17 protein-coding genes and 1 other annotated feature are annotated in these 15,122 nt (G+C 34.8%); of the genes, 10 read left to right on the top strand and 7 right to left on the bottom strand.

Annotated elements, in window-relative coordinates; translation table 11 throughout:
• Window positions 1-69: 69 nt before the first annotated feature.
• Window positions 70-963 carry an SDR family oxidoreductase gene (locus AC6CH1_RS09185; RefSeq protein WP_251687278.1) on the top strand — a complete coding sequence of 298 codons (894 nt, stop codon included), beginning with the start codon at window positions 70-72 and terminating at the stop codon, window positions 961-963.
• Window positions 964-1,100: 137 nt separating this feature from the next.
• Here the strand turns inward: AC6CH1_RS09185 and AC6CH1_RS09180 are convergent, their stop codons facing one another.
• Entirely contained in the window at window positions 1,101-1,445 is a 345-nt protein-coding gene (locus AC6CH1_RS09180; RefSeq protein ID WP_251687280.1) for a multidrug DMT transporter permease, read from the bottom strand.
• A gap of 814 nt (window positions 1,446-2,259) precedes the next feature.
• Between AC6CH1_RS09180 and AC6CH1_RS09175 the strand changes: the two genes are divergently transcribed.
• The 4 genes from AC6CH1_RS09175 to AC6CH1_RS09160 are packed head-to-tail and all read left to right on the top strand — an operon-like array spanning window position 2,260 to window position 4,906.
• Window positions 2,260-2,715, top strand: a complete 456-nt coding sequence (locus tag AC6CH1_RS09175; protein ID WP_251687282.1) for a LytTR family DNA-binding domain-containing protein — start codon at window positions 2,260-2,262, stop codon at window positions 2,713-2,715.
• The gene (locus AC6CH1_RS09170; protein WP_251687284.1) at window positions 2,712-3,116 is read left to right on the top strand and encodes a DUF3021 domain-containing protein; all 405 of its coding nucleotides are present in this window, start codon (window positions 2,712-2,714) and stop codon (window positions 3,114-3,116) included. Before AC6CH1_RS09175 ends, AC6CH1_RS09170 begins: the two co-directional genes overlap by 4 nt.
• Before the next feature lies 1 nt (window position 3,117).
• A complete protein-coding gene (locus AC6CH1_RS09165) occupies window positions 3,118-4,038 on the top strand; it encodes an ABC transporter ATP-binding protein (RefSeq protein ID WP_498317226.1) in 921 nt (306 codons plus the stop codon).
• 1 nt (window position 4,039) lies between these two features.
• Window positions 4,040-4,906, top strand: a complete 867-nt coding sequence (locus AC6CH1_RS09160) for an ABC transporter permease (protein ID WP_498317224.1) — start codon at window positions 4,040-4,042, stop codon at window positions 4,904-4,906.
• Between the two features lie 410 nt (window positions 4,907-5,316).
• On the opposite strand, the gene AC6CH1_RS09155 is transcribed toward AC6CH1_RS09160, so the two are convergent.
• Complete coding sequence (locus AC6CH1_RS09155) at window positions 5,317-5,517, bottom strand: cold-shock protein (protein ID WP_191703434.1); 201 nt, start codon at window positions 5,515-5,517, stop codon at window positions 5,317-5,319.
• Between the two features lie 570 nt (window positions 5,518-6,087).
• On the opposite strand from AC6CH1_RS09155, the gene AC6CH1_RS09150 reads away from it, so the two are divergent.
• Window positions 6,088-6,528, top strand: a complete 441-nt coding sequence (locus AC6CH1_RS09150; protein WP_498317223.1) for a hypothetical protein — start codon at window positions 6,088-6,090, stop codon at window positions 6,526-6,528.
• A 249-nt stretch (window positions 6,529-6,777) separates the two neighbouring features.
• Here the strand turns inward: AC6CH1_RS09150 and AC6CH1_RS09145 are convergent, their stop codons facing one another.
• The 5 genes from AC6CH1_RS09145 to AC6CH1_RS09125 all read right to left on the bottom strand — a co-directional run bounded on the left by AC6CH1_RS09145 (window position 6,778) and on the right by AC6CH1_RS09125 (window position 11,506).
• On the bottom strand, window positions 6,778-7,347 hold the full coding sequence (locus AC6CH1_RS09145; protein WP_498317221.1) for a hypothetical protein: 570 nt from the start codon (window positions 7,345-7,347) through the stop codon (window positions 6,778-6,780).
• A gap of 579 nt (window positions 7,348-7,926) precedes the next feature.
• Window positions 7,927-8,832 (bottom strand): EamA family transporter, encoded by a 906-nt coding sequence (locus AC6CH1_RS09140; protein WP_498317220.1) that lies wholly within the window; start codon window positions 8,830-8,832, stop codon window positions 7,927-7,929.
• 38 nt (window positions 8,833-8,870) lie between these two features.
• Window positions 8,871-9,080: a binding site (T-box leader), on the bottom strand.
• Between the two features lie 231 nt (window positions 9,081-9,311).
• A complete protein-coding gene (locus AC6CH1_RS09135; RefSeq protein ID WP_498317219.1) occupies window positions 9,312-10,049 on the bottom strand; it encodes a MerR family transcriptional regulator in 738 nt (245 codons plus the stop codon).
• A gap of 9 nt (window positions 10,050-10,058) precedes the next feature.
• Window positions 10,059-10,793 (bottom strand): ABC transporter permease, encoded by a 735-nt coding sequence (locus tag AC6CH1_RS09130; RefSeq protein WP_498317217.1) that lies wholly within the window; start codon window positions 10,791-10,793, stop codon window positions 10,059-10,061.
• Window positions 10,790-11,506 (bottom strand): ABC transporter ATP-binding protein, encoded by a 717-nt coding sequence (locus AC6CH1_RS09125; protein WP_251687300.1) that lies wholly within the window; start codon window positions 11,504-11,506, stop codon window positions 10,790-10,792. Before AC6CH1_RS09125 ends, AC6CH1_RS09130 begins: the two co-directional genes overlap by 4 nt.
• A gap of 372 nt (window positions 11,507-11,878) precedes the next feature.
• Between AC6CH1_RS09125 and AC6CH1_RS09120 the strand changes: the two genes are divergently transcribed.
• The 4 genes from AC6CH1_RS09120 (at window position 11,879) to AC6CH1_RS09105 (ending at window position 14,715) form a co-directional block, all read left to right on the top strand.
• Window positions 11,879-12,265, top strand: a complete 387-nt coding sequence (locus AC6CH1_RS09120; RefSeq protein ID WP_251687302.1) for a molecular chaperone — start codon at window positions 11,879-11,881, stop codon at window positions 12,263-12,265.
• Window positions 12,266-12,372: 107 nt separating this feature from the next.
• The gene (locus AC6CH1_RS09115) at window positions 12,373-13,008 is read left to right on the top strand and encodes a pentapeptide repeat-containing protein (protein WP_498317215.1); all 636 of its coding nucleotides are present in this window, start codon (window positions 12,373-12,375) and stop codon (window positions 13,006-13,008) included.
• A 328-nt stretch (window positions 13,009-13,336) separates the two neighbouring features.
• Entirely contained in the window at window positions 13,337-14,179 is an 843-nt protein-coding gene (locus tag AC6CH1_RS09110) for a sialate O-acetylesterase (protein ID WP_498317213.1), read from the top strand.
• Window positions 14,176-14,715 (top strand): PadR family transcriptional regulator, encoded by a 540-nt coding sequence (locus AC6CH1_RS09105; protein ID WP_427709333.1) that lies wholly within the window; start codon window positions 14,176-14,178, stop codon window positions 14,713-14,715. The genes AC6CH1_RS09110 and AC6CH1_RS09105 overlap by 4 nt, the downstream gene beginning before the upstream one ends.
• Window positions 14,716-15,122: the final 407 nt, after the last annotated feature.

Below are 15,122 nucleotides of genomic sequence, written 5' to 3'. Positions count from 1 at the left end.
TAAGCAGTTATAAACTTTTCAGAATTTATCCTTGCAATTTTGTACTAACTATATAGGAGATGATTTTTGATGGGAAACCCAAATTTAAACGATCCACGAAAAAAATTTCATACGGAAAAATTCCCGGATCAAGAACAGAGTACTCCAGCGCTACAAAATGAAATGAGTCCAAAACCTGATTGTGGAGAAAAATCATATAAAGGGCATAGTCGTCTGGAAGGGCGAAATGCATTAATTACCGGTGGCGATTCCGGAATTGGTCGTGCTGCAGCGATTGCCTATGCACGTGAAGGCGCAAATGTCGCAATTCAGTTCTTCCCTGGTGAAGAAGAAGATGCAAATGAAGTAAAAGCATTAATTGAAGAAGCCGGAACAAAAGCATTGTTGCTGCCGTTTGACTTGCGTGAAGATGGCGCGGCGACAGAAATGGTAAAAAAAGCTGTGGAAGCATTTGGCGGATTGGATACACTCGTCCTGAATGCAGGGCAGCAGATTGCACAGACAACACTAAGTGATTTAACAATCAAACAAGTTGAAGATACATTCAAAGTAAATATTATCAGCATGTTCGAAGCCGTTAAAGCAGCAGAAGAGCATTTGGAACCAGGAAGTGCGATTATTACGACGACATCGGTTCAATCGTACAATCCATCCACATTTTTAATGGACTATGCTTCTACAAAAGGTGCAATTAGCAACTTTACAGTAAACCTTTCTGCGTACTTTGCTTCTAAAGGTGTACGTGTGAACGGAGTTGCGCCTGGCCCGATCTGGACACCGCTGCAGTTGGATAATGGACAACCGGACGGCAAAATCCCTGAATTTGGCCAAAATGCACCACTTGGTCGTGCAGGACAGCCGGTAGAGCTTGCCCCAGTATATGTCCTTCTAGCATCCGATGAAGGAAGCTACATTACCGGACAGATTTACGGGGTAACAGGCGGGGAGCCGATTGACTTGTAAACTTAAGAATCATCCGAAAAATTTCGTTTGAATAAAGTGAACTATCTTAATAAGAACAGCAATCTCCTGATCATATGGGAGGTTGCTGTTTTATTCATTACATAATAACAAGTTCGGAATTTCATGTGAAAGCATAGTTAATTGTCTAAAGGATTCGAGCGCATAACCTTTGTAAACCACACGGCATATCCAAGATAAATGATTGTCACAATAGCCAAAAAGAAATGAAAGTGCTCAGCCAACTGCCGCAATAGGGCAAAAAAGACGACAACGCAATGCATCAGATTTCCTAGGACGACCGGTTTATTATAGATGCCGCCCATCAGAGCAGAACGTGTAAACCAGTTCAACATTGCGAACCCTAAATATAATCCTCCGATAATCTGCAGAAGAATTAGAGTAATGGGTGTGGGGGCAATTCCTAATATTATTGAAATTTCTTCGGGTATAAAAGTTCCTGCCAACCCCAACAAACCCATCATCCCTGCACTACTACTTAAAAGCCATTTTGTTTTCAGTATGTTTCCCCTTTTCATCTAATCTTGGAATTTTCTAAACGAACCTAGAATATAAAAAAATTTTTAGGAGTCAAAATTTTTAGACGTTTAAGTAATTTATTGTATTCGTTGAAACAACACTTTTTACCATAAAGTAAGAAACGGCTTCAATAAATTTTAACCATAAACAGAGTAATATTATCTTAAAGTAGAATGACTATATCGTTGTTGTTTGATGTTTTTGTAGAAGTACGATACACCTCCTTTATTTTGATGGAAGTTTTTTCTTTTGCGACTTACGGAATAACATTGGTCGTTGCTATTATTCTCTATCACTGCGGAAGGGAACGCTTCAATCGCTCCTACAATTGCGCTGTTCCTCGCAGAATATTGATGAACTTCAAAATATTGTTGAAGAATTGGATTCCACTGCTGAATTCCGAAGAACTTTAGTGGTTCAAGAATACTATAGAAGCTTGGAATTAACGGAAGAATTTCAAAGCGCTGTAGAAGCTTAACAAAAGAATTTCCGGAAAATTTCGTTTGAACAAAGTTTAATATCTTTATAAGAACAGCAATCTCTTGATCATATGGGAGGTTGCTATTTTTATCTTATTTGGATAAGTGTTTTAAATGAAAATTAAAATTTCCTTAACAATTGTTGGAAAATAATACTTATAATAAAAATGCATGTTACAAATCAAATTTTACACCATACATACAGCTTTATACGTGTTAGCGCAAAATACAAAATCCGTAAAAAAAGCGGTGCTATACTACAAATCAAGAGGGAGGATTTATGAAAATTCATTTACATATTGAGCAGCAACTTTCGGAAATCGAAGTTCATGTGCATGCGCCGGAATACGATGAGCAAGTGGCGCAGCTGATGAAAAAGCTCAATCAAGCAACGAAAAATGATACAATCGCGGGCTACATTGATGGGGATATTCATTTGATTAAAATGCAGGATGTGTACAGTATATACAGCGAGCAAGGGAAAGTTTATATCCAAACAGAAGAGCAGGAACTGGAAGTGAAACAAAAGCTGTATGAACTTGAGGCACGTTTTTCAACACAGCTGCTACGTGTCAATAAAGCGACACTTGTACATTTTGATAAGATTGCTTCCATTCAGTCGAAGGTGCTAGGAAATCCGCAGCTTACGCTAGAAAATGGCGTTACAATTCCAGTCAGCCGCACTTATTTCAAAGCGTTAAAAGAGGCGTTTGGATTAGGGGGGAACGGCAAATGAAAAATTTAATACAAAGCATTTTGATAAGTTTATGTTCGTCCTATTTCATCATCATGCTCATCTCATTAAAGTCTCCAAAAGATTACTGGATGAGTGAAACGATTGTACATCAGTTTTTCTATGCAGTCATTTTAGGAATTGTCATTGCAGTAGCAAATCAACTGTATAAATTGGATTGGTCAATGTTCGTTGTACTTTTAATTCATTATGCAATAACTGTAACCGCAGTTTTTATCATAGGGTATTATGGCAGCTGGTTTGAACTTGATAACGGGAAATCCATCTTTTTATTATACGCTCGCGCTTCGGTTATTTATCTCATCGTTTGGCTGTATTATTATACCGGTGAAAAGCGTACAATTCGAAAAATGAACAGTCAACTTCAACATCGAGGTGAGTAACATGCAAGTTTTGATAGATGTCCAACAGTTAACAAAGCGGTACGGAGAATTAGAAGCCGTAAAAGGAATCAGCTTTTCAGTGCAAAAGGGTGCGCTATTTGCTTTTCTTGGGAGTAACGGTGCAGGTAAATCTACGACAATTGAAATGTTATGTACGCTTTTGGAGAAAACGAGCGGAAAGGTTTCAATCGATGGGCATGCACTTGGTACACTGAAAGGCAATGAGGCGATTCGCCGAACAATTGGTATTGTATTTCAGGAAAGTGTTTTAGATCATCAATTGACGGTGAAGGAAAATATTCTGCATCGCGGTCGTTTTTATCGTTTACCGAAGCCAATATTACAGGAAAATTATAATTTTGTGCAGCTGTATTTACAGCTTGCAGATATCGAGCATAAAAAATACGGTTCGCTTTCAGGCGGGCAGCGTCGTCGGGCAGATATTGCGCGGGCAATAATTCATAAGCCCAAGCTGTTATTTTTAGATGAGCCGACGACCGGACTCGATCCATTTACACGTCAATTTGTTTGGGCAACTATTGAGCGGTTGCGCAAGGAAATAGGCATGACCATATTTTTGACAACACATTATATGGAAGAGGCAGCCCATGCAGATGATATTGTCATCATGAAAAATGGTGAAATAATTGCACAGGGATCTCCGAATGAGTTAAAAGCGCTGTATGCGAAGGACTATTTGCAATTTGTATTAAAGCCGACTGTTGCAATTGATGAAATATCAGCCATTTTACCTGGTGCGCCTGAAAAGCAGCAAGACGGGTGGAAGGTGGAAGTGGCTTCTACAATTTCTACGATTCCGGTTTTAGCACAACTCGAGCCATATATTGCATCATTTGAAGTAATTAAAGGATCGCTTGACCAAGTATTTATCGAAACAAATGAAGCGGGGGAGGAAAACTAATATGCTGACGAGCTTAATCGTTCGCAATAATAAAATCTTCTTTCGAGACAGAATGCTCGTCTTTTTCTCGGTGCTCTCTGTATTGATTTCAATCGGGTTATTTATTGTCTTTTTACAGAAACTGCAAATAGATGCAATTAGTCAGGTAATTAAAATGACGCCAGCAGTTGAATTATTTGTAAGTCAATGGATGATTGCTGGGATTTTAACAATGACAGCCATGACATCTACACTAGCAGTATTTGCTATATTCGTAAGTGATCAGGAAGCAAAGCGTACAGCTGATTTTCTTGTTACCTCCGCATCCCGGTTTTCAATTCAGCTAAGCTATGTCATTAGCTCAGTCATGATCGGGTTCATTATGACGACTATCGCTTTTATTGTATGTGAAATATATTTATTGACGCTCGGTGCAGAGCTGCCGAGTCTATGGAAGCTCATACAACTAATCGGTGTGATTATGCTTGGCGTGTTGCTGAGTGCAATGATTAATTTAGTGATTGTACTTTTGGCGAAATCAGCAAAAGCATTTTCAACGTTAAATTCCCTGGTTGGTACACTAATTGGCTTCTTATGCGCAGTCTATGTTCCGATGGGGGTACTACCGAAAGCAATTCAAACGGTCATTCAATTATTTCCTGTCAGTCACGTCGCTGTATTATTACGTCAGCTTTTGATGGAAGATTCTTTGCGAACGGTGTTTGGAAACGCGGAAGAGGCAATGGATTCCTATATGTTAACTTACGGAGTTGTTTACGAAATAGGTGGCAGTATTTTAGGAACGCAATCAAGTGTGTCGTATATTTGCAGTTCGATTGTTGGTATAGCCATTTTTGCAGCTGTTCTATTCCGCCTGAAGCATAAGTGAGTTCTTGAAATAGGAACTAGTTAATTTAACGGTTCCACATGACGTATGAAAGTTGGAATAAAACGAATCTGAGGTAAAAGAGGACTCGCCAATACTATGGCGAGTTTTGTTGGTTACACTTACGTATGATTGATAGAGATAATGATAGTATTGTAGGAGAATAAAAACCTAGAATTCTTAAGCAAAATCAGATTCTATACGAGAAAGAAAAATAGAATAAGATTTCAATAAAAATACATGAAGGAAAGGCAGCTTATTGTTCCTAAAGGAATGATGGTTGCTTCTTTTTATGAGCAAAGATAACAATTGAATCATACATTTACCTAACTAAATTAGGAGTTAACAGTACATAAGAAAAAAGAGCTATCCTAATAAAAGGATACCTCTTTTTTATGGTTACATCATTAAAATTAAAGTTTTACGATGTTTGTAGCTTGTGGGCCACGTTGACCATCTTCGATTCCGAATTCAACTTTTTGACCTTCGTCTAAAGATTTGAAACCGTCACCTTGGATTGCTGAGAAGTGAGCGAATACGTCGTTTCCGCCTTCAACTTCGATAAAGCCAAAACCTTTTTCTGCGTTAAACCATTTTACTGTACCTTGTGTCATTTAAATGACCTCCATTTAATTAAATTTAATAAGATCACAATTCTTCATAAAGAAAAAAATTCACATATTACAAAAAGTACTAAATAAAACACGAATACATTTTGTAATAGGTGAATTTATTGTTGTTTGAACCATCTTATTAAATATAGTATATAACAAAAAATTACATTTGTCCAATCCTGCAAAAACATTAAATACGGTAAATCATGTTTCTTGATTTTTCTTATGAGCAATTTCTAAAAATCCAGTAACATTTTGCTAATGAAAGAGGTTCAATCCCAGCTTTATTAAAAAAAGGTTTTACATTTAAGTACGTTCGTCGTGGATTGAAGCATATACGCAAACCAAGCCTTTCATATTTCGTGTAAATTCGTTTACCCAAAGATATATTCGATTTGGTACTTAATTCCATGAAGTACCTGTTATATATTTACAAATTAAATCTTTAGTGTATAATTACACTAAATGATGCAAAATTACTCTATTAAGTCATTTTGAGAGTATTTCAGTCAGACAATCTTTTGGAGATGATTAAACCATTATTCATCATAAAAAAGGAGGAGAGTTACTATGAAAAAAAAACTTTTAATAATTTTAATAGGAACATATTTTTTGGCCTTTTCAATAAATTTTATGCCTGCCTTAAAACATCCAGATATAAATATGGGTATTCTCAATATTAGTGTGACTATATTGTTTATGTCATTTTTACTAATGTACTCTAAAAAAGATAGTAAGTTTTTAAAGATTTTCTCTGTATTCGGTGTAATATCAGGGGTAATTGTTTTTTTAATCTCAACCTTTAAATCCGCTATGATTGGTAATGGTATTTTAGATGTTATAGTTTCAATACAGTATCCTTTTTACCTAATCTTTACTACACCCTTATTTGGAGGCAATCTACTATTCAATTTTGATTACGGGTCATATTCACTATTGTTATCATTGTTCTACGCAATTGTTTTCGGAATAACAAATTATTTTAATAAGAATGTTACAGTATCCGCATAAAAAAATATATTAACGTATGTCCCTCTTTATTCAACAATCGGGCGCGATTCCTCAATAAGAAGATCGCGTTTTTCTGTTATAAAAAAAGCTGCTTTAGTAAAGTTTCATTGACTTGAATAAAAACTCATTTAAACAATGTTCCAATAAAAAAACGGTAAATGCTGCTATAACAAAGTTTACCGATTTTTCTATTAACTCCAAACTTGCATTTGAGAACATTTATAAGGTTTATTTTGTAGGATTTATAAACTAAGGTTTTTTTAAGAAATCAATAGAATCCGCTATCTGAACGAGTATTTCAGGAGTTACTACATCAGAGATATTTTTATCAACACCAAACGCATATTGCCAATGAACTGTTTCAAAGACTAAAAAATTAACAGGAAATCTTTGATTTTCAATATAGATTGCATCATTTCCATTTTTTAGTTTAAAGACTTTAGATTTATACTTTTCAAATGAAATTTTGTGTTGAAGAGGTCGTACATCAATTTTAAAGTGATTATCAAGAGAATGTTCACTTATAAATTTAACTTCAAGGGTATCATTTACTTCGCCTTCTAGATCATTAAACCTGCCAAGGTAATGCGTAAAGCTAATTGGTGGTACTCTAAGTGGCAATATAAGTTCTTGATTAAAATGTTGTTCAAAATCGTCTACTGCAACATCTACCGATTTGTACCCTATTTCAAGAAGTATTTCCTCAAAAGGTGGAGGAGTATCGTTTGTATTCCCAGAAACATGTCCATCATCATTTATTCCCAAAATTAAGAAACCTAATAAATATAAGAAAAGAGGGAAAACTTTTTTCAACTTCATCACCCTAAATTTTATTTAGTTTTATTTTGTCCAGTTTAGATATAACAATTCTTATTTAAGTAAAACGCTGCTGTAATATTCTCTAACATACATCAAATCGTTTGGTCACCATTTGTCATAAAGACATAAAAATTTATTGGGAAACATTTATTTGTTAAATTTACTACACTCGGATTAATTTTGAGAAAAGGGCATGAAAAAGAAAGGAAAATAAGTACGAAAAGCAATCGCTTATTCCACAACGTGCGCTTTTCTTGAATAAGAACGTGATTTATTCAATTATAGGGCCATATTGTGGAGCAACATTTTTTCTTGGGGGAGTTCTAGAGAAGATGCAGATTTATATTGATGAAAGAATGGCTATCCAAGTTTTTATGCAAATTAAAGATCATGGACCAACCAGTATAAAATCTGCTTTAGTAAAGTTTCATTGACTTGAATAAATGCTCATTTAAACAATGTTCCAATAAAAAACCGGTAAACGTTGCTACAACAACGTTTACCGGTTTTTTTGTTGACCCCAAAATTTCATTTGGGAACGTTATTTCTTAGAATACGTATAATGCATGCAAATTTGAATTAATTCTTTCCGTCATCTTTTAAACTACTAAATCCACAAATAAATAATAAAAATACGCCTATGCATGTAACGAGTGAAAATTGAATACGTGTGTCGAATAGTTGAAACAGAAACGTGAATACGGGTATAAAGCTAAGTGACATCATAACTAAAAAAGTGTTTGTATATTGAATGCCTTTTTGTAATAAATAATTGGGAATGAGAACACCGCCTACTGTGACAATTAGAATCCAAATGATATTATCTATGAAGTAGGGTATTATTAAATCATATGTAAAAATAAATGAAATCAAAATAATCGCGATGTATCGCTTAGATAAAATCATGGAACTTGACCACCCTCTATTACTTAACTCTTTCGAATATTCCGAACAAAAAACAGCTCCTATCCCACAAAGAATACTAGCAATAATCCCTATAAACATTTCAGATGAAATTTGAGAAGAAATTCCTGATTCACCGCTTATGACTGCCCAAATCAAAATAAAGCACGCTGCTAATGTTCCAATCGATATAACCCATTTTTTTATTGAGATTATTTTTCGTTGAAGCATCATTAAAATCAAGATAAATAATGGAGCTATCCCCATTTCTAATGAGCTAACTATTGCTGGCTCAACATACTTTAATGCAAAATAGAAGCCCATAAATGTTATAGCAGAAGCTATATTTAATTTTAATAATGGCTTTTTGTCTTCTGTCCAATTGACCTTTGTTTTTTGTTTAAATGCAAATGTTTGAAAATAAAGAGCTGTAATAAAGAAACTTATTCCAGTAAATATAAAAGGGTGTACGGATTGAACTTGATTTGCATAAAAGACTTGGCTAACAGATGTTAATATTGCCGAGCCAAGCAAGGCGTAAATACCAATCTTGTAAATAGATTTATCAATTTTTAATTCCATAGATTTCCCCTCCTAAAAAATAAAAAACTCCGTCTCAAAAAAGAGACGAAGTTCAATTCGCGGTACCACTCTAATTAGTTAATGTTTAAATTAACCCACTTAAGCTATAACGGTAGCTGCCGTTTATCCCTACTTAATTTCAGCATAAATCCTCCTGGACGAGTTCGGGAATTTACTGACTGTTTTCCACCAACCAACAGCTCTCTAAACAATAATTATTCCTTACTACTTCCAATCAACGTTTATTTTATAATTATCCAGATATTACATTTATTGTTTGTTATTGTAAAGACCTATTTTAATTTCCCAAAGCGGTTTTTGGGCACATTTCGAAATGGTTGTTACACTAAAGCCTTCCGTTACTTCAATAAACCTATCTTGTAAAAAACCAAATTAATACAAATAACAATAGCGATTACAGCCCAAATAATGGCTTGTCTTTTTTTCAATTACAATCCCCCTAAAAAAACCACTTTCCGTTATCGTTTTTGGAAAGTGGTTTTTTCATGAAGCAAATCTAATGTATCTTTAGCATCTGCTATGGCATCTAGTAATGATTTACCTAATTGATCCGTAACTGACACGATATCTTCTTCATCCGTTGGTGTATTTAAAATTGCGATAATATCAGGGCTAGGTTGTTGAATTCGTCTGAGTAAACGTAAAATAGCATTAATAGAATAATGAGCACTTCTTAAACTGCGAATAACTCGTAGCTGCTCAAGTTCCCTTTCACCATATACTCGTTTACCATTGTACAATCTAGGAACTGTAATGAGTCCGTTACGTTCCCAATTTCGTACAGCTTCAGGTGTGATATCTAGAAGTAGTGCAACTTCTTTTCGCGAGTAAGTACAAGAACTAACAGTAGAATCTTCCTTCAGCCATTTCTCAACAACTTTTGTAGCAGATAGAGCATGATTATATTCGTGTTCTAAATTAGTAAGATAGTATATCGTTAGTTGTTCAGCCTTACTAAAATCTTCTTTACCACAAGCATATACAATTTCGCGCGCCTTTTTTCGAATATCTCCTTGTACAATTTCACATCGAAAGAGGGTTCGTGCGACTTTTAACTGAAACAAGTGGGTATTTGAATAGATACGGTAGCCATTTGCCTGTCTTGGAACAGGGGAAATAAAGCCCCATTCCTCATATATGCGTACCGTGTTGGGGTGTAACCCAACAAGTGCTGCAATTTCTTTTGTTTTGTACACCCCACACACCTACTTCCATTTGAAGAATTTTATTGCTCCCCCTAATCCAATTACAATACATAAAATTAAAATCAAAATATGGAAAAGATCATCTGTTAGTAACGCTCCAGTGCTTGTCTGTTTTAATAAATGAATACCATGAGAAAGCGGTAAAATATTCATTATCCATTGGAATATTCGAGGCATAGCTTCGTACGGAATAGTTGCCCCTGAAAACAGTAACATTGTAAAGTAAGCAACTGAGCTCCAAACATTTGCTGACTTTTGATCAGGTACTATACTTCCAATAAAAATACCGATGCTATACATCGCTAAAATGACAAAAATATAAGTCAGAAGGAATAGTGTCCACGATCCCTTTAGTTCATAATCAAATAATAGATGGTAAACAAGTGTAACACCAATAAATGATACAAGTGCTGAAGAAAGTTGAATCAATCCCTGTGCAAATAAAATTTGGAGAGGGGATACTGGTGTCACTTGGAATCGCTTTAAAATTCCTCGGTGACGGTAATCTGCAATGGTTAGTGGTACACCCATAACACCTGTCGCTAGTACACCTATCGTAATGACAGCCGCGTACGATAATTCAAAGTTAGAAGCACCAATTGGGCCGTCCTTGCTCAGTAAATAACCGAATACTGTGGCTAAAATTATAGGGAAGCAAATACCGAAAATAAGAATATCGATACCCTTCCAAACGAGTTTACCCTCGATTTTTAAAAGTGTTAAAAATGTAGTCATATCCAATCCTCCTCGCCAGAGAAATGTAAATACGCACCCTCTAATGTGGATTTCTCACTTACTTGGATTGCCTCCTGGATTGTACCTTGAAAGACCGTTTCTCCATTTTTTAAAATCAAGATTTTATCACATAATATCTCAACCTCATCCATGTAATGTGATGTTAGGACAATTGCCAAACCTTTTTCTTTCATCGCTAAAAGCTGCTTCCAAAGCATGCGTCTAGCCCTTGTATCTAACCCTGTTGTGAGTTCGTCTAAAAAAACAAGCTTAGGGTTTGAAATTAGAGCTAATAACACTGCTAAACGTTGACGTTCTCCGCCTGAAAGTGATTTTACAAGCTGAGTTTCCTTACCAGCTAGACCAAATGTTTGTAACAGTAATGGTACATCAGCAGTTTGTTTATAAAGTGACCCCCACTGCTCGAATGCCTCACGTACGATTAATTTATCTTGAAAATTTGTTTCCTGAAACTGTACTCCTACCTCTTGAAAGACCTCCTTACGTTGAACGATTGGTGATTTCCCAAGCATTGTGAGTTCTTTGAAATTACTCTTTTCAATCCCAAGTACTGCCGCAATAGTAGATGATTTCCCTGCACCATTTGCTCCAAGTAAGCCAATTACCTCACCGGGTTCAACACTAAAACTAACGTTATTAACAGCTATTTTAGCACCGTATGTGACTGATAAGTTTTTGACATTTAATATCATATTAGTGCCTCCTTTATTAGATTCGGAATTTACTATATCAAAGGGATGTGAGGGTGGTGTATTATTGGAGGGTTGTATAAAGATGAAATTTGAACAGCAATAAAAAGCTCAAGTCAAAAGGGCGTGATTCTTTAATAAGAAACGCGTCTTATTTATTTTAATGACCAGATTATGAACATACATTCTTTTGTGGAAAATTTCCAAAGGAGGTTTAAACAATCATTCTATTTCCCCTTATTGCTGCATAGTTGTAATTCTCTGCTTACCAAACATCCCCAAAACAACGCTTATTTTATTAAAATAACAATGACCTCCATATTAATAATTAGGAAAACAGGGTATATGTTAGGTGTAATACTAGGAGGAGTAATAATGAAACTTGAATTTTTAAAAATTGAAAATATCGTAGAAACCGAAAAAAACATAATCATTTACATACCAGCAGGGGGCATCCAGTTTCAATTTAAAAATAAGATCATTTCTTTAAAGGATCCGTTAAGAATTGCTATGACACATCGGGGCAGCTTCCTCAATGTTGTTCGTTACATCGATTTCGTAGTTTACGATGACCTATCAATATATACGACAGGTGAGATTAAGCGGGAAAGCTTATTTGGTATTGTATCAAATGATGAAGTGCTATTAGCCATTCATAAAGCGCTGGAAAAAGAACGTACGGATGTTCCGTTTTTTAAATCATTGGATTTTAAAGCAATGTCTAACCGTGAATTTGGTGATACGTATGAGCAGTCGAGTTAAATTGGAGATTTAAATACTGCGTAATCCAAGTAGAAAGACCATGCATTAATATATAATTAATTAGGAGGCTAGTTAGCTAACTAATTTATATTGGAAGAAGGTTTTTTATGAAAATTGATACCCCAAAAATCCCACTAAATTTAACTGTAGCGAACTTTAGTGATATTTTTTTAGAAGAAGACCCAACGCTTGAAAAGTGTATTATAAATGACTCCGAGTTCACAAATGAAGCTGTACATAGAGTACGACTCTATAATACAGTGATAAAGAACTGCAACTTTACTAATACAGATTTCAGTAATATTGATATTATGGATACCCGTTTTGAAAATTGTGATTTGTCGAATGTTAATTTGAATCACTCTTCCATCCATAGAGTTGAATTTATTAACAGTAAATTACTTGGTAGTAACTTCACTGAATCTCGTGTTGGCAACGTAAAATTTGAAAACTCAATATTAAATTTGGCTATATTCGGCGATTCAAAATTTGAAAAAGTTATTTTTAAAGATGTTTCTTTACAAAATACAGATTTCTTCAACTGTAAACTAAAGAAAGTTGAATTCGAATCATGTAATCTTAATGAAGCAAATTTTGAACAAACCTCTCTTAAAGAAATAGATATAAGTTCATCTACTTTTGAGTCACTTACGGTATCAGTAAAGGATTTAGTTGGTTGTAAAGTATCAAGGTATCAGGCTATTCAGTTTGCATCACTACTGGGATTGATAATAAAAGATTAGGATTTTAATATTTCTATTCAATAGGGGACTTGGACTTTTATTTCTAACTTTAACAATTACACATAAGCGTGATCCATTCACGCTTTTTTCGTGTTTTCTTATTCAATGATATGGCCGTATATTATTGAATAAAGCGCTTTTCTTATTTAAGAAAAGCACGCGATTGTTGAATAACGAATGTTCTTAGTATTTTGTGTCCAATCATACTCCCAAACGTTGCTTCGAGAATGTTCAGTATTAATTCGTAATAATAATGAGTTGATAACAGTCTAATTAGACTATATAATTAGGAATCTAATTAGACTGTTTAGTAAAGGATTGAAATTAAATGATAAAATCTTTTTTTATGTTAGGACAATCAAATATGGCAGGTCGCGGTTTTTTGCATGAGGTAGAACCTATCTATAATGAAAAAATAAAAATGCTTCGCAATGGTCAATGGCAAATGATGACAGAGCCCGTTAATTATGATCGTCCTGTTGCTGGTGTAAGCCTGGCAGCATCTTTTGCAGAGGCATGGTCGAAAGCTAATCCGGATGAAGAAGTTGGTTTGATTCCTTGTGCGGAAGGCGGCAGTTCCTTGAACGATTGGCATCCAGAAGGTACTCTTTTTCAACATGCTTTGTCTGAAGCTCGATTTGCTCTTGAAACGAGTGAAATCTGTGGCATACTGTGGCATCAAGGTGAAAGTGACAGTAATAATGGGCAACATGATACTTACTACGATAAATTAAGTTTTATTATGACGACATTAAGAGATGAATTGAATCTTGAAAATGTTCCATTAATTATTGGTGAACTCGGTGACTTTTTAGGCAAAACAGGCTTTGGAAAATATTCGCCTGAGTACAAGCTAGTTAATGAACAATTACGCCGTTATGCAGAAAACCTGCCAAATAGTTATTTTGTTACAGCAGAAGGTTTAACTGCTAATCCAGATGGTATCCATTTGAATGCCGTTTCCCAGCGGAAATTCGGTTATCGCTACTTCGAGGCATTTTCGAAAAAGCGTCATATCTTGGAGCCACTTTCAGATGAAAATCAATCACTAAATATAAACAGTACCTATTCAAAATCTGAACAAATTTATATTCACAGTATGAATTTAGCTCTAGGTAAAATCACATACGCTGAATTTGAAGCGCAAATGGCAAAGGTGATGCAACCTTGATTCCGTTACTTATCCTTGGTTTACTTATTCAAAACCCTGGCGCTCATGGATACGAACTTTTAAGTTTAATGGAAAAAAGACATTATAAATATATTGTGAACTTTACGAAAGGTTCATTTTATTACAATTTGCAACAGCTTGTAGAAAAAGGGTTCATTGAACAAACACATCAAATCAATCCAAACAATGGTCGTGAAATTCAAACCTTTAAAATCACGTCTTTAGGAAGAGAAGAATTTGAAAAATTAATGAATAAATATGGGACGAAATCGGAGTATGTAAACTTACAATTCTATGGGGCTTTACTTTTTGCAGATGAATACGATAAAAATAAATTATTAGAACTAATTCAATCGCAAATTAATCAAACTGAAGCGAGAATTGCTTTACTCGATGACTACCTCGCTTACTCGGAAGAATTACCTCATAAAATTGATTATTTTCGTCGCATGAACGAAAATTCTCGTTCCCACCATTTAGTAAACTTAAATTGGTTTAAAGAATTGAAGGCAAATCTAGAAGAAGATATTGAATAAAAACTTACCATACTAATATCAGAAAATAAAAATGGCAGCTGCAAGTTTGAGAATCCACTAAAAAGGCACGAATGTTGTTAAATCAACATTTGTGCCTTTTCGCTTTGACTGTAGATTATACAGTTTCTATACATATGGCATAAACAGTTGAAGTAGCATCGTTTATACACTTATAGCTTATTTATAAATTATTAGACAAAGTACAATTGTAATTAATAGGAGGCAGAAATTATATTCAAGTTGTTCAACAATAGGGCACTATCCTGAAATTAAAGGATGTCCCTTTTTGGCGTTTTAGGTCATATTGTGAAATAACATTCTTTTATAAAAGAATAAAAATTTGGTAACTTTATGAAGGGGGATCAGTGTTAGGTAGAGAATTAACATTAAAAGTCAGGGGAGGTATT

The organism is Solibacillus sp. GQ1, from assembly GCF_059758555.1.
Note: the sequence above shows the minus strand (reverse complement) of the source record. Positions and strands in the feature narration are given on the sequence as shown.

Bases quoted from the DNA above. Each gene is read 5' to 3' on its own strand.
- AC6CH1_RS09185 (WP_251687278.1), top strand. From the start codon at position 70: ATGGGAAACCCAAATTTAAACGATCCACGAAAAAAATTTCATACGGAA.
- AC6CH1_RS09180 (WP_251687280.1), bottom strand. From the start codon at position 1,445: ATGATGGGTTTGTTGGGGTTGGCAGGAACTTTTATACCCGAAGAAATT.
- AC6CH1_RS09175 (WP_251687282.1), top strand. From the start codon at position 2,260: ATGAAAATTCATTTACATATTGAGCAGCAACTTTCGGAAATCGAAGTT.
- AC6CH1_RS09170 (WP_251687284.1), top strand. From the start codon at position 2,712: ATGAAAAATTTAATACAAAGCATTTTGATAAGTTTATGTTCGTCCTAT.
- AC6CH1_RS09165 (WP_498317226.1), top strand. From the start codon at position 3,118: ATGCAAGTTTTGATAGATGTCCAACAGTTAACAAAGCGGTACGGAGAA.
- AC6CH1_RS09160 (WP_498317224.1), top strand. From the start codon at position 4,040: ATGCTGACGAGCTTAATCGTTCGCAATAATAAAATCTTCTTTCGAGAC.
- AC6CH1_RS09155 (WP_191703434.1), bottom strand. From the start codon at position 5,517: ATGACACAAGGTACAGTAAAATGGTTTAACGCAGAAAAAGGTTTTGGC.
- AC6CH1_RS09150 (WP_498317223.1), top strand. From the start codon at position 6,088: ATGAAAAAAAAACTTTTAATAATTTTAATAGGAACATATTTTTTGGCC.
- AC6CH1_RS09145 (WP_498317221.1), bottom strand. From the start codon at position 7,347: ATGAAGTTGAAAAAAGTTTTCCCTCTTTTCTTATATTTATTAGGTTTC.
- AC6CH1_RS09140 (WP_498317220.1), bottom strand. From the start codon at position 8,832: ATGGAATTAAAAATTGATAAATCTATTTACAAGATTGGTATTTACGCC.
- AC6CH1_RS09130 (WP_498317217.1), bottom strand. From the start codon at position 10,793: ATGACTACATTTTTAACACTTTTAAAAATCGAGGGTAAACTCGTTTGG.
- AC6CH1_RS09125 (WP_251687300.1), bottom strand. From the start codon at position 11,506: ATGATATTAAATGTCAAAAACTTATCAGTCACATACGGTGCTAAAATA.
- AC6CH1_RS09120 (WP_251687302.1), top strand. From the start codon at position 11,879: ATGAAACTTGAATTTTTAAAAATTGAAAATATCGTAGAAACCGAAAAA.
- AC6CH1_RS09115 (WP_498317215.1), top strand. From the start codon at position 12,373: ATGAAAATTGATACCCCAAAAATCCCACTAAATTTAACTGTAGCGAAC.
- AC6CH1_RS09110 (WP_498317213.1), top strand. From the start codon at position 13,337: ATGATAAAATCTTTTTTTATGTTAGGACAATCAAATATGGCAGGTCGC.